The sequence below is a fragment of the Microcystis sp. M113S1 genome (genome assembly GCF_020246945.1).
Lineage (GTDB): Bacteria > Cyanobacteriota > Cyanobacteriia > Cyanobacteriales > Microcystaceae > Microcystis.
Map to the genome: position 1 here is coordinate 1 of NZ_JADBSA010000206.1, position 10319 is coordinate 10319.

The 10319-nt window shown below is 45.2% G+C and carries 10 protein-coding genes and 2 pseudogenes; 5 read left to right on the top strand and 7 right to left on the bottom strand.

From position 1 onward, the window contains the following. The coding region (locus IM319_RS10530; RefSeq protein ID WP_287674144.1) for a helix-turn-helix domain-containing protein at positions 1 to 82 on the bottom strand (82 nt) is incomplete at its 3' end. Positions 83 to 173: 91 nt separating this feature from the next. Between IM319_RS10530 and IM319_RS10535 the strand changes: the two genes are divergently transcribed. The 3 genes from IM319_RS10535 to IM319_RS10545 all read left to right on the top strand — a co-directional run bounded on the left by IM319_RS10535 (position 174) and on the right by IM319_RS10545 (position 3648). Beyond that, entirely contained in the window at positions 174 to 917 is a 744-nt protein-coding gene (locus tag IM319_RS10535) for a DUF561 domain-containing protein (protein ID WP_286825268.1), read from the top strand. Between the two features lie 259 nt (positions 918 to 1176). After that, positions 1177 to 2436, top strand: coding sequence for a dihydrolipoamide acetyltransferase family protein (locus IM319_RS10540; RefSeq protein WP_286825269.1), 1260 nt, complete (start codon positions 1177 to 1179; stop codon positions 2434 to 2436). Positions 2437 to 2700: 264 nt separating this feature from the next. After that, positions 2701 to 3648, top strand: a complete 948-nt coding sequence (locus IM319_RS10545) for a PRC-barrel domain-containing protein (protein WP_287735554.1) — start codon at positions 2701 to 2703, stop codon at positions 3646 to 3648. Between the two features lie 147 nt (positions 3649 to 3795). Here the strand turns inward: IM319_RS10545 and IM319_RS10550 are convergent, their stop codons facing one another. The 4 genes from IM319_RS10550 to IM319_RS10565 form a co-directional block, all read right to left on the bottom strand. Next, complete coding sequence (locus tag IM319_RS10550) at positions 3796 to 4023, bottom strand: type II toxin-antitoxin system HicA family toxin (protein ID WP_016514648.1); 228 nt, start codon at positions 4021 to 4023, stop codon at positions 3796 to 3798. Continuing rightward, on the bottom strand, positions 4016 to 4225 hold the full coding sequence (locus tag IM319_RS10555; RefSeq protein WP_002734849.1) for a type II toxin-antitoxin system HicB family antitoxin: 210 nt from the start codon (positions 4223 to 4225) through the stop codon (positions 4016 to 4018). The genes IM319_RS10550 and IM319_RS10555 overlap by 8 nt, the downstream gene beginning before the upstream one ends. A gap of 216 nt (positions 4226 to 4441) precedes the next feature. After that, the gene (locus tag IM319_RS10560; protein WP_149107377.1) at positions 4442 to 4717 is read right to left on the bottom strand and encodes a hypothetical protein; all 276 of its coding nucleotides are present in this window, start codon (positions 4715 to 4717) and stop codon (positions 4442 to 4444) included. Between the two features lie 345 nt (positions 4718 to 5062). Beyond that, positions 5063 to 6004 carry a class I SAM-dependent methyltransferase gene (locus tag IM319_RS10565; RefSeq protein ID WP_287735555.1) on the bottom strand — a complete coding sequence of 314 codons (942 nt, stop codon included), beginning with the start codon at positions 6002 to 6004 and terminating at the stop codon, positions 5063 to 5065. A 264-nt stretch (positions 6005 to 6268) separates the two neighbouring features. Between IM319_RS10565 and IM319_RS10570 the strand changes: the two are divergent. Together IM319_RS10570 and IM319_RS10580 are read left to right on the top strand one after the other, a co-directional pair. Continuing rightward, positions 6269 to 7318: pseudogene (locus tag IM319_RS10570) on the top strand (IS630 family transposase). A 40-nt stretch (positions 7319 to 7358) separates the two neighbouring features. Further along, positions 7359 to 8518 (top strand): annotated as a pseudogene (locus IM319_RS10580) (IS630 family transposase). Positions 8519 to 8781: 263 nt separating this feature from the next. Here the strand turns inward: IM319_RS10580 and psbC are convergent. Both psbC and IM319_RS10590 read right to left on the bottom strand, forming a co-directional pair. Beyond that, positions 8782 to 10164 (bottom strand): photosystem II reaction center protein CP43, encoded by a 1383-nt coding sequence (gene psbC, locus IM319_RS10585; RefSeq protein WP_287076143.1) that lies wholly within the window; start codon positions 10162 to 10164, stop codon positions 8782 to 8784. Then, a partial coding sequence (locus IM319_RS10590) for a photosystem II protein D2 (RefSeq protein WP_271931852.1) occupies positions 10148 to 10319 on the bottom strand: 172 nt, incomplete at its 5' end. The genes psbC and IM319_RS10590, both read right to left, overlap by 17 nt.

Below are 10319 nucleotides of genomic sequence, written 5' to 3' on the forward strand. Positions count from 1 at the left end.
ATCTTACACAGCCCAAAGTGCGCCGCAATAGCGACTCTTGTTCGGGTGTGGGGTAAAATCGAAACGAATAGGCTTTTTCCATGTCTCACATTTTAGCATATATTTGGTAAATGCGCTAGTATTTAACGGTAAAGCCGTCGTGAAACGACGGGGTTTCAGACCCAAAATTTTCGATGATCAATTTTACCTTACAGCAAGCCTTCGCCCGTCGTCATGCCCTGAAAGTGATCAGTGGGTTAAATAATTTCGATCGCTCACAGGTTCTCTCAGTAGTTAAAGCCGCTACCGCCGGAGGAGCAACTTTTGTCGATATTGCCGCTAATGCTGACCTAATTCGGGCGGTAAAAGCCTTGACAAATTTACCCGTGTGTGTATCGGCTGTCGAGCCAGAATTGTTGGTGATGGCAGTGGCGGCCGGGGCCGATTTAATTGAGATCGGTAATTTCGATAGTTTTTATGCTCAAGGACGCATTTTTGAGGCTGCGGAAGTTTTAGCCCTAACCCGTCAAACTCGCGACTTACTGCCCGAAATAACCCTGTCTGTGACAGTTCCCCATCTGCTGCCCCTCGATGAACAGGTGAGACTAGCGGAAGCTTTAGTTAGTCAGGGTGCTGACATTATTCAAACCGAAGGCGGCACTAGCAGTCAACCCCTTCACGCCGGTATTTTGGGACTGATTGAAAAAGCTGCCCCGACTCTAGCGGCAGCCCACGCTATTTCCCATGCGGTTAAGGTTCCCGTCCTCTGCGCTTCTGGTTTATCCATTGTCACCGCCCCCATGGCGATCGCTGCTGGAGCGGCCGGTATCGGTGTTGGTTCGGCGATCAATCAATTGGATAATGAAGTGGCTATGGTGGCAGCCGTGCGCGGTTTAGTCGAATCTCTGCAAGCACAACCTGTCCATGTTGGCAACTAGAACAATTTTTGTCTAGATACGACGGAGAAGGGGCTGTTTTCCCTTCTCTTTTTCCATCTGTAATCAGTTATCAGTTATCAGTTATCAGTTACCAGTTACCAGATGTGAGTTTTCAGTCAATAGTATTAAGTGACAAGTTCGGAGCTTACTCCTCACTGATTACTGTTTACTCCTCACTGATTACTGAAAAGCCCCACACCCCATCAACTGTGGTAAAATGCCCTATGGCTCAAAACATTAGAGATAGAAGCACTCCACCATGATTCGAGATATCTTCATGCCCGCGCTCAGTTCCACCATGACCGAAGGAAAAATAGTTTCTTGGGTGAAGTCCCCCGGGGAAAAAGTCAGCAAAGGGGAAACGGTGTTAGTGGTCGAATCCGACAAAGCCGACATGGACGTAGAATCGTTTTATGATGGCTATCTCGCTGTAATTTTAGTGGCAGCTGGCCAAGAAGCACCCGTAGGGGAAGCGATCGCCTATATTGCCGAAACTGAAGCGGAAATTGAACTAGCTAAAGCTCAGGGAAAAACCGCCGCTGCCGCCCCTAGCAAGCCCGTAGAGACCCCAGAAATCGCTCCGCCTCCCGTTTCGATCCCCGTCGCCGCCGTTAAAGATAATGGCCGTTTAGTCGCCTCTCCCAGGGCCAAAAAACTGGCTAAAGAATTAAAAGTGGAGCTGAAAACCCTAGTGGGTAGCGGTCCCCACGGACGAATTACCGCCGAAGACGTAGAAAAAGCGACAGGAAAAGTCAGCACCGTCCCCGCTCCCGTCATTACTCCCCCGCAACCCGTCAGCGTGCCTGTAGCGGCTCCTAAAGCCCCGATTCCGGCCAGCGCTCCGGTCGGTCGGACTGTTCCCCTCACCACTCTGCAAAAAGCCGTGGCTCAGAATATGTCGGTTAGCCTACAGGTTCCCACCTTCCAAGTGGGCTACACTATCACCACCGACCCACTGGATCAACTCTATCAACAGCTAAAATCTAAGGGTGTCACCATGACGGCCCTGTTAGCAAAAGCAGTAGCCAACACCCTCGCTAAACATCCTATAGTTAATGCCAGCTATAGCGACGCAGGAATCCAATACCACGGGGCGATTAACGTGGCCGTAGCCGTAGCTATGCCCGATGGTGGCTTAATTACGCCGGTTTTGCGCTCTGCTAACCAGATGGATATCTATTCCCTATCCCGCAGTTGGAAAGATTTAGTTGATCGCGCTCGCAGTAAACAACTGCAACCGGAAGAATACAATAGCGGTACTTTTACCATTTCTAATCTGGGAATGTTCGGAGTTGACCGCTTTACCGCTATCTTACCTCCCAACCAAGGTGCAATCCTGGCAGTGGGCGCTTCCCGTCCCCAAATCGTCGTCCACAATAATGGTTTATTCGGAGTGCAAAAACAGATGACGGTTAATCTCACCAGTGACCACCGAGTCATCTACGGGGCCGATGCAGCCTCCTTCCTGCAAGACTTGGCTAAACTGATCGAAACTGAGGTGCAGTCTTTAACTATGTAATCAGAATCTAGGCAGCAGGAGCCAAGGGAGTTTCTCTCTAGCTCCTGCTTTGTTGTTACTAAAAAAATGTAAAGAATTAGCTAAAATGGGTTTAACCTTATCTATCACCCAAAACTATCGCCCAAACAAGGCCAAAAAAAGTGTTAATCTCAGGGAACTTTAAGATCTAAGCTAATATCGGTAAATTAACCCTCAATTTCGCCCTATATATTAAGCCTACAATAATTCGTATTCCCACGCTCTAACGCCTACCCATAGGAAAAAATGATCACAGAGAATAGTCGCTTACGTTCAGAATTTTTAAATACACAGGTTATCACTCGCAATACAGGCAAAAAACTCGGCGTTGTTAAAGATATCCTAGTAGATATCGATCAACGAGAAGTGGTTGCCCTCGGACTCCGCGATAATATCCTCTCCCTGTCGGGAATGCCCCAATATATGTATTTATCGAGCATCAGTCAGACAGGAGACGTGGTTCTCGTTGAAGATGATAACGTCTTGGAATCCGTCGATATCGATGCTTATACTCCCTTAATCGGTAGTGACGTGATCACGGAAACCGGCGAACCTTTAGGCAAAGTCCGCGATTATCAATTTGATCCCCTTAGTGGTCAATTGCATTCTATTATCATCGCTTCCCTGGGATTACCTCTTATCCCCGAACAATTGATCAGCACCTACGAAATTGCCATTGAAGAAGTGGTTAGCAGCGGTCCGAATCGCTTAATCGTCTTTGAAGGGGCCGAGGAACGTCTCACCCAAGTTAGTGTGGGAGTTTTGGAACGTTTGGGTATTGGTCGTCCCCCCTGGGAAAGAGAAGAAGAAGAAGCTTATTATACCCCCGCTGCTCGCCCGGAAAATCAGTTAGGTACGGGTATTCCCCTCCGCACTCCTGTGGAGTCAGCTAAACCCGTGGAAGAACGCTGGAACGAGGACGAATGGGAAAAAGAACCCCTGCGTGCCACTCCCCCACCGCAAAAACGGGCCGAAGCTCGTTATTATGAGGAAGAATACGAGGAAGAAGAAGATAACTGGGGAGAGGCGCGGTTAGAACGCACAGAAAGCTTTTCTCGTCCTCAGTACGACGATTACGAGGATAAGGCCGAGGATGATATGTGGGATGATGACGTGGAACCGGATTACAATCCCCCCCGCGTCAATATCACCGAGAAGAAAAAGGAAAGAATCCCCGAATACGAAGACGGTTAATCTTTGACAGTCCCCCTATCCATTAGCTACATCTTTCTTAACATAAAATTTGACAAAAAAAGAAAAGTGTGCTATGTGGCTCAAGGGGGTTCTCTGGGGGGACTAAATATTTTGGGGATCACGTCGAGTGCAGTGATTTGTCAGACTTTACAGATTTTCAATGAACTCTTCAACTGTGACTTGGGCTTGTTTCAGAATTCCACTTAATGTACCAACCTTCAATTCCCGATGTAAAGGGACAACACAACCAATTTTGCCCTCTTCGGTTTCTTTCTTCATCACAACATGGCTACCTGTTTGACGAACTTGCTCGAAGCCTAAGCGTTCAAGAGATCTAATTGCCTCCCCACTAGAGATTCGTGGCAGCTTAGGCATAACTAACCTCAATACTGGTCACAAATCTAGGGGATGTTTCTGGTAAGGTAAATTCCTCTAGGTAAAGCCGTGTGGCTTCTTTCAATCCAGCAATCGCCTGCTCAATTGTTTCTCCTTGATCTACTGTGCCAACTTCTGGACATTCAGCAATGTACATATTATCTTCTTTGTACAAAATAACAGTAAAGATGCGATTTTTCATGGTGTCTTATCATCTCCGGCTTACTCTGAAAATCATAACATAACTGTTTCCTAATCGTTTGGTTAGAAAATAGTTAGGTTTCCTGATCATTGACCCAACTCAGGCTTTTTGAAAAACTCTATAAGATATTAAGTTATTAGTAATTAATCTAATATTGTCCCACCTTCCTAGAATTGAGTGAGAAGATTGTGCAAAAACAGGCGTAGAGTTGATTAATCATTGAAATAAATTTGCCCCAATCAAACCGACTCGATGAACTGCTCGATGTCCGATTCTTACGAACCAAATTTGAGCATCGGTCAATCGGGCTAAAAGTTGATCGGAAGCTGTGAGGCTGTCTTTTGCTACTTCAAAAGCCCCTGTTTCGATATCTATGGCTACAATCTTCCCATGATTGCCTTCCTCGACTTGGTGGCGCACCTGAGATTGATAAATCTCATTACCACGTCGGGCGAATTCTTCTTTGCTGTAGCGGAGTTGATTAACTGTCATTGTCCTGACCCCGTTGCAACTTTTGCCCCTCTATTTTAACCTAAACATGGGGAATCTTCGCTAACATTCCCCAACTAGGCCCACAAGGGCGGCATTGCATTTAGACTCACAGCTTCAATCAATGTGCATGGTGCGTTCCCCAAAATCGATCGCTGGAGCAGCAGGAGTCACATTAGGGAACGCACCCTACGGCTGTCTAACGTCAGAGTTGAGCGGCAATCAACCGACTCGAACTCAGCACCAATATCTCCTAATTGTCCGCTCCAACGCCGTGTTGGGCTGCTGATTCTACGGCGCAACTAATTCTGCTCTCTAATACAAAAGGTTTATTCACAAACCAAAACCTCAAGCTTTGACTAATTCTAGGAATGCAATATTGCCGTTGTCTTCAAAGAAAGTCCGTTTGTTCGCTATCTCTAAAGCTGAAATCTCTTTAGCTACATTCGCTAACTGACTTTCAGTACGATAAATGAGCTGCCACTGCATAAATGTTTCCATGTATCCAACTTCTCGATGATCGGGAATAAAATTAGCGACCAGTAGTTTCCCTCCTGTCCGCAGCATATCAAACATTATCTTAGTCAATCGTGTAGCAAATGGTTGTGATAAGTAGTCGTACAGCCCTGCTGCATAAACTAAATCTAGATTCTCAAAGGATTGCTTTTGTCGAACTAACGTTGTCACTGAACCTCGAATCGTCTGAATAGAACCATTGTCAAACTCACGATCAATGACCTCAAGCGATAGAGGATCTTGGTCAAAGGCAACAAGCTGACCAATGCTTCCTTCTTGAACTGCTACAGATTCTTTGGCTTCTCGCAAGTGTCCACAAGCAATAGAGAGAATCCGAGTTGGGTGTGTTGCCTCAGACGCAACATCATCGATCGTTCTGGCTAACACATCCTTCCTCGCTTTGACACTGCTAGATATTGGACTATTCACACAATGTTCAAGAATTTCTCTACCAAGGGTCGCTAGATTTTGGGATGGCTGCTTGAACCCGTAGATAAAATCGAGTAATTCTGCATCTCCAGCATAGCCTCGTGGCTTGCTGAAAGAGTGGTAAGTAAACGGACACTGATGAATCAGTTGGGTTACGGGATGACCGAGAAATGTGGTCTGGGCAAAATCTCTCCACTCGGTGGCAGGATAACGATTCTTGATCTCCCTCATACCAAGAATGACGTGATCCATACCCGCTTTGGCATTGCCAGAAAGTAGCATGGCTTGTGCATCATCCATCAAAGCATATCCTGCGGCTTGGATTGAATTAGTATCAAGTTGCATGAGTGATTGTGATGTGTGAACTTAATCTGGACAACATTCCGAAACCTTGAACACCTACAGATAACTTAAGTGAACTGCCTCAACCGAGATTTGAAGCAGCCCAACTACATATTATGCGAAAACTTTCTATATAACACTCTCTGGGGTAACGATATGGGTCAACTTTCTGTATATCACCCCGTCCTACAACATATATAGCAATTCTTTGAGCCATGAGGTACAATAGAGAGCAAATAGACAAATAATAGAACTCGTCAGCTTCCTATGAGACCTTATTCCGTAGATTTTCGCCAAAAAATTATCGATGTCTGGAAGAAAGAAAAAATTTCCATTCGAGGACTAGCCCAGAGATTTGACGTGGCTAAGAGCTTTATTCAGAAGTTATTGAAGCAACATAAAGAAACAGGAGATATCCGTCCGCGTCGGCAAGGGGGAACTCCGCCAACCAAGTTAAATAGTGAACAACTGATAATTTTAATAGAAATCATCGAAGCTAACAATGATGCAACTCTCGAAGAATTATCGGACTTACTGTATGAAAAGACACAGGTGAAAGTCAGTAGAGCCCCCTTGGGGCGGCTTACGCAAAAACTCAAGTACAGTTTCAAAAAAAAACACTACACGCGGCGGAAAAAGAAAGTGAAAGGGTACAGCAAAAAAGAGTGGAATACTGGTCCCAAGTAAGGGAAATTGAGGCATCAAAACTAATTTTTATCGATGAATTGGGGGTAAATTTAGCCCTTTTGAGACTCTATGCTAGAGCCTTAATTGGTCAAAGAGCCAGAGGAAGAAAACCACAAAAAAGAGGGAGAAATATTTCAATAATTAGTGCCATAAGCTTAGAAAAAGTTGTCGCATCAGTCAATATATATGGTGCAGTAGATGCGGTAACATTTGAAGGATTTATTCTGAAGGAAGTGCTGCCAAAAATTAAAGAAGGAGACTGTCTGCTCATGGATAACGCCAAGATTCATCTCGGAGAAATGGTCAGAGAAACAATCGAACAACAAAAAGCTAGACTGATCTATTTACCTCCTTATTCTCCCGACTTCTCTCCTATAGCAAAGACCAAGGTGCTTAGGACAATCCATCGCTGAAACCCTGTTCAGATAAGAGTTTGAAAATTGAAAGCGTCCTAAATAACCCATTATTTGCTATATTGAAAACTTTTGGTCAAAAGTGAAAGCGATGTTAAGAAAACTGAAGGCGAGAACTTACAAAGACTTAATAGAAGGGATTGAATCGGCTATGTTACAAGTTACTCAAAAAGATATTCGCAATTGGTTTACTCACTGTTGCTACTGTACCTCATAAGTTAGAGAATTGCTATAGTAACTTTAGAAAAGTCCTACTTATGCCAGCCAAAGATTTCCTAGATTTAGAAGAAAAGAAAAACTGACAAAAAGCTCTTAAAGAAGAAGAAAGAGCAGAAGTTAGGGAAAGAATTTTAATGTTTCTCTTGCTAAACGACGGAAAAACTCAACGAGAAATAGCAGAGTTTATTGGCTGTTCACTCAAAACAGTCGCCCCTTGGTGTGTTCATGGCGATCCTAACAATTTAGAAAGTCTAGAAGATGGGAGAAAAAATGGAAATCATAAAAAAGCCCCAGAGGAATATATTAATTTACTATTGAAAATAGTTGATGAAGACCCGAAGGAATTGGGATATGAATTCGGGAGATGGACAGCGGCAAGATTAGCAGAGCATCTAGAAAAGGAAACAGGAATTAAACTGAGTGGCTCGCCAGTGAGAAGAATATTGAGAAGAAAAAAGTATGTGTATATCTGGGCGAAATATAGTCGAGAAGATAAGCAAGACAAGGAATTAAGAAAAGCATTTAAAGAAAAATTAGATGAATATTTAAAGTTAGCCAAAGAAAAGCCAGAGTCAATTCAGGTATGGTTTTGGGACGGGGCTTTCAAGGTGGCGAACCTGCGTCGCCACAGGGTTCCCCTCATGAGTGTGGATTTAGTTTGAGAGTAATAAGAAGGAGAGCTTGGACAAAAAAAGGAAAGCGAAAAAAAGTGAACGGTCAAAGAAAAAGAGGAAGAGTAAATGTGATGGGAGCCTTAGGACATAATGATAAAAAACGAGTCTGTTTTATGAGCAAAAAAGGAAATTCAGAAACTTTCCATGAACAATTAAAGAAACTTCATGAAGAGATTCGTCAAGAATGGATAAACTTGGGAAATCTGCCCGAAGATTTTCGAGAAAAGGGACCTAAGATTATCATTATATTAGACAATGCTAGTTATCACAAAAAGAAAGATGTTATTGAGCAGGTGGAAAAAGAGTTGCCCAATATTAGGCTAGAGTTTTTACCAGCTTATAGTCCAGATTACAACCTAATAGAATTATTGTGGCATTCCGCTAAAGAATACATAGCTAATCGAGAATTTGAAAATAAAGAAGAACTGGAAAAAGTAGTCAATCAGCTTTTAAATGAAGGGGGATTGATTATTAAATGGAGTAGAAAGCTTAAAAATAAGGGTAATGCTGTCAATGTAACTTAAATGCGTAAAAGCTTATGGCCGCTCTTGGTAAGGTTGCTATAAACCAGCCTTGCGGTTCGGGTCTTTCCTGTCTTCTGGATGGGGATGATTCAGGGTCCGCTGAAAACTCCCGCCTCAGCGTAAGCGGGCAGGAGTAGTTTATCTATTTCCTCATAAGTAACCTATACTCAACGGATTTAGTCTGAGGATGTCGATGTCTAATATTAACAACAAAAAGGCTCCCGCCAACTAGACGGGAGCCGCTGCCATCGAACTAAGGGAAATTAGTCGAGGTCAGGCATTGCCAATGCGGGTTCAGTCTCGCGGTCAATTCCTTTCTCGAAACCAGCGGCGGCGGCGCGAGCGCGTCCAGCGTGCCAGAGGTGTCCAATCAGGAAGAAGAAAGCGAGGGTGAAGTGAGAGGTAGCCAACCAAGCGCGAGGAGACACATAGTTAAACGAGTTAACGTCAGTGATAACGCCACCTACAGAGTTCAAGGAACCTAAAGGAGCGTGGGTCATGTATTCAGCCGCGCGGCGTACTTGCCAGGGTTGTACGTCATTTCTGATTTTGTCGAGGTCTAAACCGTTAGGACCACGGAGGGGTTCTAACCAGGGACCGCGGAAATCCCAGAAACGCATGGTTTCACCACCGAAGATGATTTCGCCAGTGGGAGAGCGCATCAGGTATTTACCTAGACCGGTGGGGCCTTGGGCAGAAGCGACGTTAGCACCTAAGCGTTGGTCACGCACCAAGAAGGTGAAAGCTTGAGCTTGGGAAGCTTCCATGCCAGTGGGACCGTAGAATTCACTGGGATAGGCGGTGTTATTAAACCAAACGTAAACGGCGGCGATAAAACCCATCATGGAAAGAGCGCCCAAGCTGTAGGACAGATAGGCTTCTCCAGACCAGATGAGAGCGCGACGCGCCCAAGCAAAAGGTTTGGTGAGAATGTGCCAGATACCGCCAGCGATACAGATTAAGCCAATCCAGATGTGACCGCCGATGATATCTTCCATGTTGTTGACGCTGATAATCCAGCCTTCGCCACCGAAGGGAGCTTTGGTCAGATAACCAAAGATAACTGCGGGGTTGAGGGTAGGATTGGTGATGATGCGGACATCACCGCCACCGGGAGCCCAGGTATCATAGACACCGCCAAAGAACATGGCTTTAAATACCAACAACAGCGCACCACAACCCAAGAGAATCAGGTGATAACCGATGATGTTGGTCATTTGGTTTTTGTCTTTCCAGTCGTAACCGAAGAAATTAGAGTATTCCTCTAGGGTTTCCGGTCCGCGGATAGCGTGGTAGATACCACCAAAACCGAGTACAGCCGAAGAAATTAAGTGCAGAACACCAGCGACGAAGTAGGGGAAGGTATCGACTACTTCACCACCAGGACCGACCCCAAAACCGAGGGTAGCTAAGTGGGGAAGCAGGATTAAACCCTGTTCGTACATCGGTTTTTCGGGGATAAAGTGGGCGGTTTCAAACAGGGTCATTGCCCCAGCCCAGAAAACGATTAAACCGGCGTGGGCGACGTGAGCGCCGAGCAGTTTACCGGAGAGGTTGATAAGACGAGCGTTACCGGACCACCAAGCGAAGCCGGTGGAACTTTGGTCACGACCGGTAGCGGTAGGGATATTAGAGAGCGTTACCACGCGGGAGAACCTCCTCAGGGAAGATAAAGTTTTCGTGGGGTTGGTCTTGGGGAGCCATCCAAGCTCTCAGACCTTCGTTAAGCAGAATATTTTTAGTGTAGAAGGTTTCAAATTCCGGGTCTTCGGCCGCTCTCAATTCCTGAGAAACGAAGTCA